The organism is Salinarimonas sp. NSM (assembly GCF_052380005.1).
Taxonomy (GTDB): Bacteria; Pseudomonadota; Alphaproteobacteria; order Rhizobiales; family Beijerinckiaceae; genus Salinarimonas.
Genome location: NZ_JBQTCJ010000027.1, coordinates 17202 through 31764, shown reverse-complemented (window position 1 = coordinate 31764; position 14563 = coordinate 17202). Strand labels below are relative to the sequence as shown.

Genomic DNA, 14563 nt, shown 5'->3' with positions numbered 1-14563 from the left:
CCGAGCGAGATCGCTCGGTCGCGACGCGGAGTCATGCTCATCATCGCCTCGCCCTCCGGCGCGGGGAAATCGACGCTGTCTCGGCTGCTGCTCCAGACCGACAAGTACATCACCATGTCGGTCTCGGTGACGACCCGCCCGCGCCGTGCCTCCGAGGTCGACGGCGTGCACTACCGCTTCATCTCCGAGCGGGATTTCCTGCTGATGCGCGAGCGCGACGAGCTGCTCGAGCACGCGCAGGTGCACGGCAACTACTACGGCACGCCCCGCGCGCCGGTGGAGGCCGCGCTCGCGCAGGGGCGCGACATCCTCTTCGACATCGACGTCCAGGGGACGCTGCAGCTCTACGAGACGATGCGGCCGGACGTTGCGAGCGTCTTCATCCTCCCGCCCTCCATCGCCGAGCTGGAGAAGCGCCTCGCGCGCCGCGCCGAGGACGACCACGCCACCATCCGCCGGCGCCTGCGCACCGCTCTCGGCGAGATCGAGCGCTGGCGCGACTACGACTACGTGCTCGTCAACGACGACCTGGAGCGCACCTTCCACGACCTCGAGGCGATCCTCAAGGCAGAGCGCGTGCGCCGCACGCGGCGCGAGAACCTCGAGCCGCTGGTCGGCACGTTGACGCGGGACCTCGCCGAGGTGCTTTCGGGAGAGGCGTGACGCGAGGGTGGTGCGCGAAGTCCGCCACGCCGCTCGTTCGAGGCCGGGACGATGCGGGACGCGATCAAACCCCTAAAGGGAGCGGAGACGTCGGCGTCCGTGGCGCTCAGGCGACGGCGCCGGCGGCGCCGCGATTGAAGCCGCCCTCGTCGCCGGTGGCGTGCGCGCGCCGCCGGTCCTGCGCGGCGACGAGCCGTTCCATCTTGCGCAGGTCGGCGGCGCCGAGCGACATGGCGGCGTCGACCCACATCTCGACGATGTCCACCATCTCGGTGAAGGCGAGCGGCCGGGCTCGCCGCGCCGCGGCGTACATGGCGGCGTGGGCGTTGTGCCGCTTGCGATTGCGGACGATGTACGCCTCGACCGCGGCCGCCCCCTCGCCGGGGTCGGCGAGGACGTCGACGAGGCCGAGCTCCGCGAGCTCCTCCGCGTCGTAGAGACGGCCGCTCTCGATCATCTCCCGCATCGCGCGACCGGGCAGCTTGCGCGAGAGGAACGAGTAGGCGCCCATTCCGGGGAAGAGATTGAACAGCACTTCGGGGAAGCCGCACTTGGTGCCGCGCTCGGCGACGACGACGTCGCACGACAGTGCCGCCTCGAAGCCGCCTCCGAGCGCATCCCCCTGGACGAGCCCGATCGTGACGATCGGCAGGCCGTAGTTCTCGTGGTTCGCGTAGACGACCTCGATGCACGAGCGCGCATAGGCGGAGAGCCCGGCGCGGTCGCCGGCCTTGATGCAGGCTCCGAAGAGAGCGAGGTCACCGCCGAGGTTGAACACGCCGGGATGGCGCGAGCCGACGACGAAGTAGCGGAACGGCGGCGTTCCACCCTCGGGCGTCGCGGCGAAGAGGTCGACCAGCGAACGCTGCATCGCCTGAAGCCCACGGAGCAGGCCGGGCGTGTACGACGGGCGGCCCGTCGGAGCCATCGTGCACCAGTAGGTCTCGCTCTGCGGATCGAGCCGGACGGAGACCTCCTCGAAGCGGTCGGCGGCGACCCGCAGGTGCGCCGGGAGCCCCGCGGCGGCCTTGAGGCCATCGAGCGCCTCCAGCGGGGACAGGCGCCGGTTGGCAGCAGGGCGACGCCAGGAGCCGCGGGCGATCGGCAGATCGCGACCGTCGCGCCCCTCGCGTTGCTCCAGGGCCTCGAAAAGCTCGCCCATCGGCTCGGCGCTGCCGAGCACCGCGCGGAAATCCATGATCTGCCTCATCTCGGTGACCGCGCCGTGCGGGGCGCCGTTCCGTCCGTCCGATCGCAACTAACCATAGCCGCCCCTAAACGGAAACCGCTAGAATGCGATCGAAACCGGAAAGGTTTCGTTAGGGTTAATCAGGCGTCCCGAGACCATTGCCAACAATTAAAAGCTGCCGATCGCCACTTGTCAAATGAAACACGTATTTTTCCATAGCGCGCAACGCCCGCGGATACGTGCGGCCACCACGCGAGCGTGGCGGCGCTTGAGGCTGCCGCGGACGTCGTCCCGCCGCTGCGCGCAATTGTCGCGCTCAGCCCGGTGCCGCAGCGCAATGCGCGCCGGACGGGGCGGCGCCCGATCCGAGCGCCGCGGGGGGCGGCGCGCGGAACGGATCGAGGGGGCGGCTCGCCCCGATGTCGAGGGCCACGAGGAGCGCGAACGCGGCGATCAGCGCGAGCCCGACGGTGCGACGTTGCGGCATGACGCTCGCCCTCCCTCTCAGCGCGCCGGCTCGAGCCCGGCGGCGGGCCGCGGCGCGACCTGCAGCCAGGCGAGCAGGCGCACGCCCAGGATCGATCCCACGAAGGCCGCCGCGAACCAGGCCCAGCCGTGCAGCGAGCCGGTCGCGATGCCCGAGAAGAAGGCGCCGACGTTGCAGCCGAAGGCGAGCCGCGAGGCGTAGCCCATCAGGAGCGCCGCCACGACGATGCCGACGACGAGCCGCGGAGCCGGCCGCGCCGGCGGCGCATCCATCACCCTGCGCCAGCGCGCGGCGATGAAGGCGCCGGCGACGAGCCCGAGGTTCGTGAGCGAGGTCACGTCGGTGAGGATCGAGGAGGCGAGCCGCTCGGCATTGCCGGGCGCGGCCCAGAACGCCGTCTGCGAGAGGTCCGCCCCGGCGGCGGTCGCGACCTTCGCGCCCCACAGGCCGAGCCCGTAGACGATGCCCCAGGGCTGGCCGGCGACGACGAGGTTCAGGATCGCGAGGCCGGCGAGCAGCGCCGCCGCGAGGAAGAGCCGCCCCTGCGGCAGGCGCGCGCCCTTCTCGGCCCGCACGCCCACCACGACCGCCACCGCCGCGAGGCCCGCGAGCGTCGCCGCGAGAGCGCCCTCGGCTCCGAGGAGGCCCGGGAGCGTCAGCACGGGCAGCGAGGCGAGGCTCGTCCACCAGGCGAGATGCAGCGTGCCCAGGAACGAGCCCACGATGAAGAACAGGAGGGCCAGCGCCCCGAGCGCGTTGCCCGAGCCGGCGTTGACGAGCGTCCCCGAGCCGCATCCCATGACGATCTGCATGCAGGCGCCGAAGACGAAGGCCCCTGCGATCATCGCGGCCCCGACGGGCGCATGCGCACCCATAAGCTCGCCCGGCGCCGCCGCGAGCAGCGGCAGCGCGACCGCGGCGGTGAGCCCGATGGCGAGGAGCTGCGCCATGACGCCCCGCCCGTCGCGGCGCGTGAGGAGCGCCTTCCACGGCCCGGCGAAGCCGAAGCGCAGGCCCTCGAGGGTCAGCCCGAAGCCGACGCCGACGAGGAACAAGATGGCGAAGCGCAGGCCCACGAAGAGCGCGAGGAACGCGGCGACGACGAGGGCGAGGAGGACGAGGCCCGTGCGCGTGAGGAGCATGAGGAAATCTCCGTCTTGGACGGCGCTGGCGGAAACGGCCGAGGCCCGCCTGCGATCGGCGGGCCTCGTGCGTGGAGAGAGCGTGCCGAACGCCGCGTCAGAGGACGTTCGCCAGCCACTGCCGCGTGGACATGATCAGCCACTCGATGCGGCCGGGCTCGTTGTCGAGGGCGCGGCCGGAATTCGACCACTCGACCACGCTCTCGGGATAGAGCTTCACGCCCTCGATCCCGGCGAGCTCGGAGAGCGCGAACCAGTTCGTCGCCGCCCAGTGCCCCGTGTTGCAGAAGGACACGAGGGTCGCGCCGTCGGCGAGCCCGGCGCTCTGCGCGATCGCGCGGGCGCGCTCGGCGTCGACCACGAGCGGCCCGCCGTCGACGAACCACGAGGCGTGGCTGAAGTTCTCCGCCGTCGGCAGCGTGCCGGGGCGCGCTGCGGCGCCGTGCCAGAGCTCGCCGAGGAAGAAGGGCTCGGGCCGCGCATCGACGAGGGTGGCGTCGCCGCGCGCGACTGCCGCCTCGATCTCGTGCGCGCCCGCCCGCCATGCGTCGGAGAGGACGGCGTCGAAGATGGTGGGATCGGGGCGCACGGGCTCCGTGGAGAGCCCGCGCCCGGAGGCGACCCATCCGCTCACGCCGCCGTTGAGGATGGCGATGCGCTCGACGCCGAGCGACTTCAGGGTCCAGTAGACCCGGGCCGCGGAGCCGAAGTCGGAGGAATCCGATCCCTGGTGCACGATGACGACCGGCGTCGCCTCGTCGATGCCGCTCTCGCCGACGAGGACGGAGAGGAGCGCGGGCTCGGGGAGCGCACCGGGATTGTCGGTGGGCCCGCGCCATTGCGTATAGGGGGCGTTGACGGCGCCGGGGATGTGCCCCTCGGCGAACGCCACGGCGGCGCGGATGTCGAGGACGACGGGATCGACCGTCTCCTCGAGCACGGCGAGCCGCGCGGGATCGACGAGCCTGTCCCAGTCGTCCTGCGCGAGGGCGGGGGCGGCGACGGCGATGCCGGCCAGGAGCGCGAGGCCCGCCGTGGCGGCGCGGGCGACGGAGCGGAGCGTGTGGACGGTCATGCGGACCTCCTCGGGAAAGCGACGTCGGCGCCGTATATAGGCACCTATTCCCGCGTTGTCACGCAAATTCTCTTATTTTACATTTTTGTGTGTATTTTGGCCCCGGAACCGCCACGCCACCCCTCCCGTTCTCTCGTCGACAGACTCTCACGAAAAGACGGAACACAGCTCCCATGGCCGACTTTCTGCGCATCCTCATCGCCATCCTGCTGCCCCCGCTGGGCGTCTTCCTGCAGGTGGGCCTGCGGGGCCCCTTCTGGCTCAACATCCTGCTGACGATTCTCGGTTACATCCCCGGGATCATCCACGCGGTCTGGGTGATCGCGAAGTACGGCCCTAGCGCGGAACAGCGAGCGAGATCGTGATCCGGGCGTCGTCGAGCGCAAAGGAGATCCCGCCCTGCGCGAATGCGCCGCGGACGCGCTCGACATTCGCCGCGCTGGAGCGCAGCGGCCCGCGCGTGGGGTCCTCCATGCGCTGGATCGTCGGCAGCGAGACGCCGGCGCGCGCCGCCAGATCGGCCTGCGTCCAGCCCACGAGGTCGCGCCCCGCCTTGATCATCCCACAGGTCAGCATCGGCTCGTCCACCCCGCATCGGCAGCGATAATCGCCTCGGAAGCTGGCGCGGCGCTGACCGTCTGGCCGCCGCCACGCTCTCGACCGCCGTCCGCGGCTCGTCTATCCAGGGCTTCCGAGAGGACACGGGCGATCCGGGAGCGGCATCGGATGCGGACGATCGAGGACCCGCGCGGGCGCATCGAGCGGCTCGAGGTGGAGATCGCGGCGCTGGAGGAAAGCGCCGAACGCTGCGGCAAGGTGATGCTCGCCGCCCGCATCGGCATCCTCGCAGGCATCGTGATCCTTGCCGCGGCCTTCCTCGGGCTCGTGCGGCTCGGCGGCCTCGCCTTCGTGCTCAGCGTCTCGGCGATCCTGATCGGGATCGTGCTCTTCGGCTCGAACCGCTCCACCCGCGACGCCCTGCGCGCCGACATCGCCCGGCGCCGCGAGGCCCGCGACGCGCTCATCGACGCGATCGATCCACGCGAGGTGGGCGAGGGCGGCTAAAGCTCCACCCCGTCCACCTCCCGGGCGAGCCGGCCGACGATCGTCTCGATGCGGGGCAGGTGCGGGTGGATGGCGAGCGCGCGCTCGAAGCTCTCGAGCGCGCCGCGCTCGTCGCCGGCCTGCATGAGCAGGTTCCCGAGCCCGGCCCAGGCGGCGAAATGGCGTGGCTCGAGCGATACGACCCGATAGATGTCCGCGATCGCCGAGACCGGGTCGTCGAGCATGGTGAAGGCGATCGCCCGGCGGTTCCAGGCCTCGGCCCAGCCCGGCTCGATGACGAGGACGCGGTCGATCAGCTCGATGGCGAGCGCGGGGTCGCGGGCGCGCATCGCCTCGCGGGCGCGATTCATCAGGAGGTCGGCCGTGGGCGAGCCGGATTCGAGCCAGCGGCGCTGGATCAGCAAGGCGACGCCCCGCGCCTCCGCGGCGCTCTCGGTCTGCGCGAGACGCGCGAAGAGCTGGTCGATGCGCCCGTCGGTCGCGGTCTCGGTCGAGTGAGGTGCGCGGGACCCGCCGTCCTGCGCGCGCGCGTCCGGTGCCGCCGCGACGAGCACGGCGGCGAGGCCGCAAGCGAGGAGCGAGATACGGAAACGACGCATGCCGGATGATCGCCTCATCCGGCATGCGTCGTCAATCGTGTCGGCCCGCGCCCGCCTGCGACCGAAAGCGGCGGGGCTCGCGGCGCCGGCTCGCGCCTCAGCCCTGGCGGGCCTTGAAGCGCTTCTGCGTCTTGTTAATGATGTAGACGCGGCCCTTGCGACGCACGATGCGGTTGTCGCGGTGGCGCGTGCGCAGGGACTTCAGCGAGTTGCGGATCTTCATGGTATGCTCTCCTCGGCGCGGTTCGCGCCCGACGCCGCCTGCGAGGGTCTCGAACGTCCGCATCGCCGAAGGCGACGTCAGAGACGCGAGAACCGCCCGCACGCGGCGCCCGCGTGACGTTGGAGGGGGCAATAGCCGGAACGCGCGCGCGGGTCAACGCCCGCGCAGGCGCATCCGGCACTTGACGCCCCGCCCGCCAGGCGCTTGATCAGCGCGACGCGCGAAACCGCCGAGGGACCGATGACCGACCTGACCGTGCTCGAACGCGACATCCTCGCCCGCATCGAGGCCGCGACCGACGAAGCCGCGCTCGAGGGTGTGCGCGTGTTCGCGCTCGGCAAGAAGGGCGTCGTCTCCGAGCGGCTGAAGTCGCTGGGCGGCATGACGCCCGACGAGCGCAAGACGCTCGGCCCGCAGATCAACGGCCTGCGCGACGCCGTCCAGGGCGCGATCGCCGCGCGGAAGGTCACGCTCGAGGAGGCGGCGCTCGCCGAGCGCCTCGCCGCCGAGCGCGTCGACGTGACCCTCCCGGTGCGCGAGAGCCCCGAGTCGCGCGGGCGCATCCACCCGATCAGCCAGGTCATCGACGAGCTCGTGGCGATCTTCTCCGACATGGGCTTCTCGATCGCCGAGGGACCCGACGTCGAGACGGACTACTACAACTTCACCGCCCTCAACTTCCCCGAGGGCCATCCCGCCCGGGAGATGCACGACACGTTCTTCATGCGCGAGGACGCGCAGGGCGCGCGCAAGCTGCTGCGCACCCACACCTCGCCGGTGCAGATCCGCACCATGGAGAGCGTCGCGCCCCCGATCCGGGTGATCATCCCGGGGCGCACCTACCGCCACGATTCGGACCAGACCCACACCCCGATGTTCCATCAGGTCGAGGGGCTCGTGATCGACAAGGGCGCGACGCTCGCCAACCTCAAGTGGATCATCGAGGAGTTCTGCAAGGCGTTCTTCGAGATCGAGAACGTCAAGATGCGCCTTCGCCCGTCCTTCTTCCCCTTCACCGAGGTCTCGGCGGAGGTCGACATCCAGTGCGACCGCTCGGGCGGCGAGATCCGCTTCGGCGAGGGCAACGACTGGCTCGAGATCCTGGGCTGCGGCATGGTGCACCCCAACGTGCTGCGCAATTGCGGCCTCGATCCCGACGTCTACCAGGGCTTCGCCTGGGGCATGGGCATCGACCGCATCGCCATGCTGAAATACGGCATCCCGGACCTGCGTGACATGTTCGAGGCCGACAAGCGCTGGATCGAGCACTACGGCTTCCGCCCGCTCGACCTGCCGACGCTGGCCGGTGGGCTGTCGAGCTGAGGGCGCGAGCACACGAGGCGCGGCCATGACGGACGAGGAGATCAGGCGGCTCGTCGAGCCCATCCTGCGCAGGCATCTCGGGCCCTTCGGCTTCGAGACGGCGGAGGTCGTCTCGGGCCGGGACCACGACGGGGACCCGGCGATCTTCGTGCGGGCGCATTACCGGCCGAGCGACCCGAGGACGGCGGGCAAGGCGCGTATCCACGCCTCCATCGCGATCGCGGACGCGCTGTCCGAGCGTGGCGAGGACCGCTATCCTTACCTTCGGCATCTCATTCCGGACGCGGAAGTCAGCCCATGACGCCCGCCGATCTCATCGCGACCGCGCGGACCCTGGTCCGCGGGAGGCGGGGGCGGCCGCGGCAGGCCAACCTGAAGCGCGCCGTCAGCACCGCCTATTATGCGACGTTCCACGCGGTCGCACGGATCTGCGCGAACGCCCTCGTGGGCGCGTCCAAGGCACGGACCGACGCCTGGGTCCTGACCTATCGCGGCCTCCAGCACGGCTTCGCCAAGGACGTGCTCGCGCGTCGGGACACCCGCGCCATGCACGGGGGCGTGCACGAGTTCGCGAGCGCCTTCGTGCTGCTCCAGGAGATGCGGCATCAGGCCGACTACGATCCACGCGCGAGCTTCACGCCCGCGGAGGCGATCGCGGCCATCGACGATGCCGAGAGCGGCATCGCCGCCCTCGCGGCCGTCCCCGCCGCCATCCGCCTCGACCTCGCCGCCCGCCTCCTCTTCAAGCCCCGGCCCTGACCGGCGCCACCCGCGACACGAACGGATCCGACCGATGAAGCTCACTCTTTCCTGGCTGAAGGAGCATCTCGAAACCGCCGCCACCCTCGACCAGGTCGCCGAGACGCTCACCCGCATCGGCCTCGAGGTGGAGGCCGTGGACGACCGGGCGAAGGCGCTCGCGCCCTACCGGATCGCCTCCGTGCTCTCCGCCGAGCAGCACCCCAATGCCGACCGGCTGCGGGTCTGCACGGTCGATCTCGGGGACGGCGCGCCGCCCACCCAGGTCGTCTGCGGCGCCCCCAACGCGCGCGCCGGCATGAAGAGCGTGTTCGCCCCGCCCGGCACCTACATCCCGGGCAAGGACATCACCCTCGGCGTCGGCGTCATCCGCGGCGTCGAGAGCGCCGGCATGCTCTGCTCGGAGGCGGAGCTCGGCCTCTCGGAGGACCACGACGGCATCATCGACCTGCCGCAGGAGGCCCCGACGGGTCAGGCCTTCGCGGCCTATGCGGGCCTCGACGACGCCGTGATCGAGATCGGGCTCACCCCCAACCGCTCCGACTGCGCCTCGATCCGCGGCATCGCCCGCGACCTCGCCGCCGTCGGGCTCGGCGCCCTCAAGCACGTGCCCGAGCCGACGCTCGAGGGGGCGTTCGATCTGACCGTGACGGTCGTGCGGGACCTGCCGGGCGAGGAGCACCTGTGCCCGGCCTTCGGCCTGCGGCTGGTGCGCGGCGTGCGCAATGGCCCGTCTCCCGCCTGGATGCAGCGCCGCCTCAAGGCGATCGGGTTGCGCCCGATCAACGCGCTCGTCGACATCACGAACTACATGACCTTCGACCGCGGCCGCCCGCTCCACGTCTTCGACGCGGACAAGGTCCGGGGGAATCTCGTCGTGCGCAAGGCGCGCGCGGGCGAGAGCCTGCTCGCGCTCGACGGGCGCACCTATGCCCTCGACGAGAGCGTCGTCGTCATCGCCGACGACGACGGCCCCGAATCGATCGGCGGCATCATGGGCGGCGAGCACACCGGCTGCGACGAGGGCACGACCAACGTGCTGATCGAGTCCGCCCTGTGGGACCCGCGCGACATCGCGCGCACGGGCCGCAGGCTCGGCATCGTCACGGACGCGCGCTATCGCTTCGAGCGCGGGGTCGACCCCAACGACACGCTGCCGGGCCTCGACATCGCCACGCGGCTCGTGATGGACCTGTGCGGCGGCGAGCCGTCGACGCGCATGCTCGCGGGCGCCATCCCCGACACGAGCCGCATCATCACCTTCCCTTGGAGCGAGACGAAGCGGCTCTCGGGCCTCGACGTGCCCCAGGCGGAGGCGAAGGTGATCCTCCAGGAGCTCGGCTTCCATCTCTCCGGCTCGGGCATGGGCGACAGCGTCAAGGTGCTGCCGCCGTCCTGGCGCCCCGACATCGAGGGCAAGGCCGATCTCGTCGAGGAGATCGTGCGCATCGCCGGCATCGACCGGATCGAGTCGCGCCCGCTGGCACGCGACCGCGGCATCGCCAAGCCCGTGCTCACCCTCGTCCAGAAGCGCACGCGCTCGGCCAAGCGCACGCTGGCGGCGCGCGGCATGCTCGAGGCCGTCACCTGGTCGTTCATCGCCAAGGAGCAGGCGCTGCTCTTCGGCGGCGGCGATCCCGCGCTCGAGGTGGCGAACCCGATCGCGTCCGACCTCTCCGACATGCGCCCCTCGCTGCTGCCCGGGCTGATCCGCGCCGCGCAGCGCAACGCCGATCGCGGCTATCCGGACGTGGCGCTGTTCGAGGTCGGCCAGTGCTTCCGCGACGACACGCCCGCGGGCCAGACCGTGCGCGCCGCCGCCGTGCGCCGCGGCACTGCGCGGCTCGAGGGTGCCGGCCGCCACTGGGACGGCGGCGCGCGGACCGTCGACGTCTTCGACGCCAAGGCCGACGCGCTGGCGCTGCTCGCCGCGCTCGGCATGCCGGTCGGCTCGCTCCAGATCGTCGCAGGCGGGCCGGCCTGGATGCATCCCGGGCGCTCCGGTCGCATCCAGCTCGGGCCCAAGGCCGTGTTCGGCCATTTCGGCGAGCTGCATCCCTCCGTGCTGAAGGCGCTCGACGCCAAGGGGCCGATCGTCGCCTTCGAGATCGACCTCGAGACGCTGCCCGCCCCGAAGCTGAAGCCGACGAAGGCCAGGCCGCCGCTCGCGCTCTCCGGCTTCCAGCCGCTCACCCGCGATTTCGCCTTCGTGGTCGACGCCGGCGTCGAGGCGGCGGCGATCGTGCGCGCGGCGCAGGGCGCCGACAAGGCGCTCGTCACCGACGTCGCCGTCTTCGACGTCTACGAGGGCGAGCGCGTGGAGGCGGGCAAGAAGTCGGTCGCCATTGCCGTGACGCTCCAGCCGCGGGAGAAGACGCTGACCGACACGGAGATCGAGGCGATCTCGCGGAAGATCGTCGGCGAGGTCGGCAAGAAGACCGGGGCCGTCCTGAGGACGTGAGACGCCGGGCACGAGGGCGAACGGTGGCGCGATCCCCGGACGGGACGCGCCGCTTTCCCCTCGCGCGGCGGCGGCGGGTGCGCTAGAAGCGCGCCGTCCCCGCTCGACCACCGGATCCGCGCCATGGCCACGCCCGTCTCCCCCCTCGCCCCCGCGACACTCCCGACGCTGCCCGAGCTCGCGGGCGTGCGCCTCGCGACCGCCGCGGCGGGCATCCGCTACCGCGGCCGCACGGACGTGCTCTGGGTCGGGCTCGACGCCGGCACCGCGGTGGCGGGCGTGTTCACCCGCTCGAAGTGCCCTTCCGCCCCGGTCGACTGGTGCCGCGCGAACCTCGCGGGCGGGGCGGCGCGGGTGCTCCTCGTCAATTCCGGCAATGCCAACGCCTTCACCGGCCGCAAGGGCGCGGACGCGGTGGCGCTCTCGGCCCAGATCGCCGCGCGCGCCGCCGGCTGCGCGCCCGCCGAGGTGTTCGTGGCCTCGACGGGCGTGATCGGCGAGCCCCTCGACGCGGAGAAGTTCGAGGGCGTGCTGCCCGAGTGCGTCGCGCGTGCCGAGGGCGGCGCGGCCGCCTGGGAGGCGGCGGCGCGGGCGATCATGACCACCGACACCTTCCCCAAGCTCGCGACCCGCACGGTCGTGCTCGACGGCGTGCCGGTGACGCTCAACGCCATCGCCAAGGGCGCGGGCATGATCCAGCCCGACATGGCGACGATGCTCGCCTTCGCCTTCACCGACGCGGCAATCGCCGCCCCCGTGCTCCAGGCGCTGCTCGCGGCGGCGACGGAGCGCTCGTTCAACTGCGTCACGGTGGACGGCGACACCTCGACCTCCGACACGCTCATCGCCTTCGCCACGGGAAAGGCGCCGATGGCGCCGATCGCGTCGGCGGACGACCCGCGCGCGGCCGTCCTCGGCGCGGCGCTGGAGGACCTGCTCGTCGAGCTCGCCCAGCTCGTCGCCAAGGACGGCGAGGGCGCGCGCAAGTTCGTGACGGTGCGGGTTTCGGGCGCGGTGGACGACGCCTCGGCGAGGCGCATCGCCTTCTCCATCGCCAACTCGCCGCTCGTGAAGACCGCGATCGCCGGCGAGGACGCGAACTGGGGGCGCGTCGTGATGGCCGTCGGCAAGGCCGGCGAGCCGGCGGACCGCGACCGGCTCTCGATCGCCTTCAACGGCGTGCGGGTCGCCCGGGAGGGCGCGCGCGACCCGGATTATTCCGAGGAGGCCGCCTCCGCGGCGATGCGCCGCCCCGACATCGAGATCGCGGTCGCCCTCGGCCTCGGCGATGGGGCGGCGCGGGTGTGGACATGCGACCTGACCAAGGCCTACGTCGAGATCAACGGCGACTACCGCTCCTGAGCCGCGCTTGCGCGCCGCGGCGCTTTGCGCCAAACACGAGCGCGAAGCGCCGCCCGGAGATCCCGCCTTGGCCACCAAGACCAGTTCCCGCAATCTCCTCACCGTCGTCTCGGTGATGATCCTCGTCGGCGTCGAGGTGTTCGGCGTCGCGCTCGCCGCCGGATGGGCCATCGCGGGGCTGTTCGAGCTCGGCGACACGGTGAGCTACGTGCTGATGGCGCTGTTCAGCGTGCTCGGCCTCTACCTCATGTGGGGCTTCTGGAAGAAGGCCGTCGAGATCGAGCCCGTCACGGGCTGACGCCTCCCCGCACGCTTGCTCCGGGCTCGAAAGGTTCGTATCTGAACCGGGCCGCCCGTGCGCCGTTCTCATCCTGGTGCAGCCATGCTTCGCATCGCCGGCCCGGGCCACCCGTGCGCGCGCCGGGACCGATGCGCCAGCCGAGGGAGTGAACGCGTGAGCGAGAACGACGCCCCGAAGACCGCGGCCGAGGAGACGGCGGAGAACCTCCCCCCGCGCGAGGCGATGGATTTCGACGTCGTCGTGGTCGGCGCCGGCCCCGCCGGGCTCGCGACCGCCATGCGGCTCAAGCAGCGCGCGGCGGAAGCCGGGGCCGAGGTCTCCGTCGTCGTGGTCGAGAAGGGCGCGGAGGTCGGCGCGCACATCCTCTCGGGCGCGGTCGTCGACCCGTCGGGGCTCGACGCCCTGGTGCCGGGCTGGCGCGACGATCCCGAGCGGCCCCTCGACACCGAGGTGACGAAGGACGAGTTCCTGTTCCTCGGCCCCGCCGGCGGCGTGCGGCTGCCGAACCTGTTCATGCCCTCCCTGATGTCGAACCACGGCAACTTCATCGGCTCGCTCGGCCGGGTCTGCCGCTGGCTCGCCCCGCGCGCGGAGGCGCTCGGCGTCGAGATCTACCCGGGCTTCGCCGCCTCGGAGGTGCTGGTCGAGGACGGCAAGGTGGTCGGCGTCGCCACCGGCGACCTCGGCATCGGCCGCGACGGGGAGCCCGGGCCGAGCTACACCCGCGGCATGGAGCTGCGCGCGAAGTACACGGTCTTCGCCGAGGGTGCGCGCGGCAACCTCGCCAAGCAGATGATCGCCCGCTACGGCCTGATGGAGGGCCGCGAGCCGCAGAAGTACGGCATCGGGGTGAAGGAGCTCTGGGAGGTCCAGCCCGAGAGGCACCGCGCGGGCCTCGTGCAGCACTCCTTCGGCTGGCCGCTCGACAACCGCACCGGCGGCGGCTCCTGGCTGTATCACTACGGCGAGAACCTCGTCTCGGTGGGATTCGTCGTGCACCTCAACTACGAGAACCCGACGCTGTCGCCCTTCGACGAGATGCAGCGCTTCAAGACGCATCCGATCATCGCCGAGACCTTCGAGGGCGCCAAGCGCATCGCCTACGGCGCGCGGGCCATCGTCGAGGGCGGCTGGCAGTCGGTGCCGAAGCTCTCCTTCCCCGGCGGCTGCCTCGTCGGGGACGCGGGCGGGTTCGTCAACGTGCCGCGAATCAAGGGCTCCCACAACGCCATGCTGTCGGGCATCCTGTGCGCCGACCACGTCTTCGAGGCGGTGCAGGCGGGACGCGGCCATGACGAGGTCGCCTCCTACGAGGAGGCCTGGCGCGCCTCCGCGGTGGGCGAGGACCTCTACCGCGTGCGCAACGTCAAGCCGATGTGGTCGCGGTACGGGACGGCGCTCGGCGTCGCGCTCGGCGGGCTCGACATGTGGACGCACCAGATCATGGGCTCGTCCTTCTTCGGCACGCTGCCCCACGGCAAGCCCGACCACGAGTGCCTGAAGCCGCTCTCGGAGGTGAAGCCGAAGAGCTACCCCAGGCCCGACGGCGTGCTCACCTTCGACAAGCTCTCCTCCGTGTTCCTGTCGAACACGAACCACGAGGAGGACCAGCCGAGCCATCTCGTGCTGCTGGACCCGAAGGTTCCGGTCGAGCACAACCTGCCGAAATACGGTGAGCCGGCGCGGCTCTACTGCCCGGCGGGCGTCTACGAGATCGTCTATGCCGATCCCGACGCGAGGACGGACCCGAAGTTCGTCATCAACGCCCAGAACTGCGTCCACTGCAAGACCTGCGACATCAAGGACCCGACGCAGAACATCCAATGGGTGACGCCGGAGGGCGGCGGCGGGCCGGTCTACCCGAACATGTGAGGTGGCGCGCGAGGCGCTGCTCGACGACGGCGGGATGGATAT

17 protein-coding genes are annotated in these 14563 nt (G+C 71.6%); 10 read left to right on the top strand and 7 right to left on the bottom strand.

The features are described 5' to 3' along the window. The first annotated feature begins 33 nt into the window (after positions 1–33). Positions 34–663, top strand: a complete 630-nt coding sequence (gene gmk / locus ACTZWW_RS11560) for a guanylate kinase (RefSeq protein ID WP_444781105.1) — start codon at positions 34–36, stop codon at positions 661–663. A gap of 106 nt (positions 664–769) precedes the next feature. On the opposite strand, the gene ACTZWW_RS11555 is transcribed toward gmk, so the two are convergent. The 4 genes from ACTZWW_RS11555 to ACTZWW_RS11540 all read right to left on the bottom strand — a co-directional run bounded on the left by ACTZWW_RS11555 (position 770) and on the right by ACTZWW_RS11540 (position 4556). Then, on the bottom strand, positions 770–1861 hold the full coding sequence (locus ACTZWW_RS11555) for a crotonase/enoyl-CoA hydratase family protein (RefSeq protein ID WP_444781104.1): 1092 nt from the start codon (positions 1859–1861) through the stop codon (positions 770–772). Between the two features lie 307 nt (positions 1862–2168). Then, on the bottom strand, positions 2169–2339 hold the full coding sequence (locus ACTZWW_RS11550; RefSeq protein ID WP_444781103.1) for a hypothetical protein: 171 nt from the start codon (positions 2337–2339) through the stop codon (positions 2169–2171). A gap of 17 nt (positions 2340–2356) precedes the next feature. Then, positions 2357–3481 carry a YeeE/YedE family protein gene (locus tag ACTZWW_RS11545; protein ID WP_444781102.1) on the bottom strand — a complete coding sequence of 375 codons (1125 nt, stop codon included), beginning with the start codon at positions 3479–3481 and terminating at the stop codon, positions 2357–2359. Between the two features lie 97 nt (positions 3482–3578). Next, positions 3579–4556, bottom strand: coding sequence for a sulfurtransferase (locus ACTZWW_RS11540; protein WP_444781101.1), 978 nt, complete (start codon positions 4554–4556; stop codon positions 3579–3581). Between the two features lie 173 nt (positions 4557–4729). Between ACTZWW_RS11540 and ACTZWW_RS11535 the strand changes: the two genes are divergently transcribed. Beyond that, positions 4730–4921, top strand: coding sequence for a YqaE/Pmp3 family membrane protein (locus ACTZWW_RS11535; RefSeq protein ID WP_444781100.1), 192 nt, complete (start codon positions 4730–4732; stop codon positions 4919–4921). Here the strand turns inward: ACTZWW_RS11535 and ACTZWW_RS11530 are convergent. Next, positions 4893–5132, bottom strand: coding sequence for a helix-turn-helix domain-containing protein (locus ACTZWW_RS11530; protein ID WP_372424664.1), 240 nt, complete (start codon positions 5130–5132; stop codon positions 4893–4895). The genes ACTZWW_RS11535 and ACTZWW_RS11530 overlap by 29 nt on opposite strands. A gap of 150 nt (positions 5133–5282) precedes the next feature. Here ACTZWW_RS11530 and ACTZWW_RS11525 point away from each other — a divergent pair, with 150 nt between their 5' ends. Next, complete coding sequence (locus ACTZWW_RS11525; RefSeq protein ID WP_444781099.1) at positions 5283–5621, top strand: hypothetical protein; 339 nt, start codon at positions 5283–5285, stop codon at positions 5619–5621. Here the strand turns inward: ACTZWW_RS11525 and ACTZWW_RS11520 are convergent. Next, positions 5618–6220: a tetratricopeptide repeat protein gene (locus ACTZWW_RS11520; protein ID WP_444781098.1), complete on the bottom strand. Its 603-nt coding sequence runs from the start codon at positions 6218–6220 to the stop codon at positions 5618–5620. The two genes, ACTZWW_RS11525 and ACTZWW_RS11520, sit on opposite strands and share 4 nt — an antisense overlap. Before the next feature lie 97 nt (positions 6221–6317). Continuing rightward, positions 6318–6443 carry a type B 50S ribosomal protein L36 gene (gene ykgO / locus ACTZWW_RS11515; protein ID WP_029030085.1) on the bottom strand — a complete coding sequence of 42 codons (126 nt, stop codon included), beginning with the start codon at positions 6441–6443 and terminating at the stop codon, positions 6318–6320. Between the two features lie 240 nt (positions 6444–6683). Between ykgO and pheS the strand changes: the two genes are divergently transcribed. The 7 genes from pheS (at position 6684) to ACTZWW_RS11480 (ending at position 14521) form a co-directional block, all read left to right on the top strand. Continuing rightward, positions 6684–7766, top strand: a complete 1083-nt coding sequence (gene pheS / locus ACTZWW_RS11510) for a phenylalanine--tRNA ligase subunit alpha (RefSeq protein WP_444781097.1) — start codon at positions 6684–6686, stop codon at positions 7764–7766. Positions 7767–7791: 25 nt separating this feature from the next. Beyond that, entirely contained in the window at positions 7792–8067 is a 276-nt protein-coding gene (locus ACTZWW_RS11505; protein ID WP_444781096.1) for a hypothetical protein, read from the top strand. Then, positions 8064–8525 carry a hypothetical protein gene (locus tag ACTZWW_RS11500; protein WP_444781095.1) on the top strand — a complete coding sequence of 154 codons (462 nt, stop codon included), beginning with the start codon at positions 8064–8066 and terminating at the stop codon, positions 8523–8525. The genes ACTZWW_RS11505 and ACTZWW_RS11500 overlap by 4 nt, the downstream gene beginning before the upstream one ends. Positions 8526–8559: 34 nt before the next feature. Beyond that, positions 8560–10986 (top strand): phenylalanine--tRNA ligase subunit beta, encoded by a 2427-nt coding sequence (pheT, locus tag ACTZWW_RS11495; RefSeq protein ID WP_444781094.1) that lies wholly within the window; start codon positions 8560–8562, stop codon positions 10984–10986. 123 nt (positions 10987–11109) lie between these two features. After that, on the top strand, positions 11110–12348 hold the full coding sequence (gene argJ, locus ACTZWW_RS11490) for a bifunctional glutamate N-acetyltransferase/amino-acid acetyltransferase ArgJ (protein ID WP_444781093.1): 1239 nt from the start codon (positions 11110–11112) through the stop codon (positions 12346–12348). 115 nt (positions 12349–12463) lie between these two features. Further along, the gene (locus ACTZWW_RS11485; protein WP_444781128.1) at positions 12464–12646 is read left to right on the top strand and encodes a hypothetical protein; all 183 of its coding nucleotides are present in this window, start codon (positions 12464–12466) and stop codon (positions 12644–12646) included. A gap of 225 nt (positions 12647–12871) precedes the next feature. After that, positions 12872–14521, top strand: a complete 1650-nt coding sequence (locus ACTZWW_RS11480) for an electron transfer flavoprotein-ubiquinone oxidoreductase (protein ID WP_444781127.1) — start codon at positions 12872–12874, stop codon at positions 14519–14521. The last annotated feature ends 42 nt before the right edge of the window (positions 14522–14563 follow it).

Bases quoted from the DNA above. Each gene is read 5' to 3' on its own strand.
- gmk (WP_444781105.1), top strand. From the start codon at position 34: ATGCTCATCATCGCCTCGCCCTCCGGCGCGGGGAAATCGACGCTGTCT.
- ACTZWW_RS11555 (WP_444781104.1), bottom strand. From the start codon at position 1,861: ATGGATTTCCGCGCGGTGCTCGGCAGCGCCGAGCCGATGGGCGAGCTT.
- ACTZWW_RS11550 (WP_444781103.1), bottom strand. From the start codon at position 2,339: ATGCCGCAACGTCGCACCGTCGGGCTCGCGCTGATCGCCGCGTTCGCG.
- ACTZWW_RS11545 (WP_444781102.1), bottom strand. From the start codon at position 3,481: ATGCTCCTCACGCGCACGGGCCTCGTCCTCCTCGCCCTCGTCGTCGCC.
- ACTZWW_RS11540 (WP_444781101.1), bottom strand. From the start codon at position 4,556: ATGACCGTCCACACGCTCCGCTCCGTCGCCCGCGCCGCCACGGCGGGC.
- ACTZWW_RS11535 (WP_444781100.1), top strand. From the start codon at position 4,730: ATGGCCGACTTTCTGCGCATCCTCATCGCCATCCTGCTGCCCCCGCTG.
- ACTZWW_RS11530 (WP_372424664.1), bottom strand. From the start codon at position 5,132: ATGCTGACCTGTGGGATGATCAAGGCGGGGCGCGACCTCGTGGGCTGG.
- ACTZWW_RS11525 (WP_444781099.1), top strand. From the start codon at position 5,283: ATGCGGACGATCGAGGACCCGCGCGGGCGCATCGAGCGGCTCGAGGTG.
- ACTZWW_RS11520 (WP_444781098.1), bottom strand. From the start codon at position 6,220: ATGCGTCGTTTCCGTATCTCGCTCCTCGCTTGCGGCCTCGCCGCCGTG.
- ykgO (WP_029030085.1), bottom strand. From the start codon at position 6,443: ATGAAGATCCGCAACTCGCTGAAGTCCCTGCGCACGCGCCACCGCGAC.
- pheS (WP_444781097.1), top strand. From the start codon at position 6,684: ATGACCGACCTGACCGTGCTCGAACGCGACATCCTCGCCCGCATCGAG.
- ACTZWW_RS11505 (WP_444781096.1), top strand. From the start codon at position 7,792: ATGACGGACGAGGAGATCAGGCGGCTCGTCGAGCCCATCCTGCGCAGG.
- ACTZWW_RS11500 (WP_444781095.1), top strand. From the start codon at position 8,064: ATGACGCCCGCCGATCTCATCGCGACCGCGCGGACCCTGGTCCGCGGG.
- pheT (WP_444781094.1), top strand. From the start codon at position 8,560: ATGAAGCTCACTCTTTCCTGGCTGAAGGAGCATCTCGAAACCGCCGCC.
- argJ (WP_444781093.1), top strand. From the start codon at position 11,110: ATGGCCACGCCCGTCTCCCCCCTCGCCCCCGCGACACTCCCGACGCTG.
- ACTZWW_RS11485 (WP_444781128.1), top strand. From the start codon at position 12,464: ATGATCCTCGTCGGCGTCGAGGTGTTCGGCGTCGCGCTCGCCGCCGGA.
- ACTZWW_RS11480 (WP_444781127.1), top strand. From the start codon at position 12,872: ATGGATTTCGACGTCGTCGTGGTCGGCGCCGGCCCCGCCGGGCTCGCG.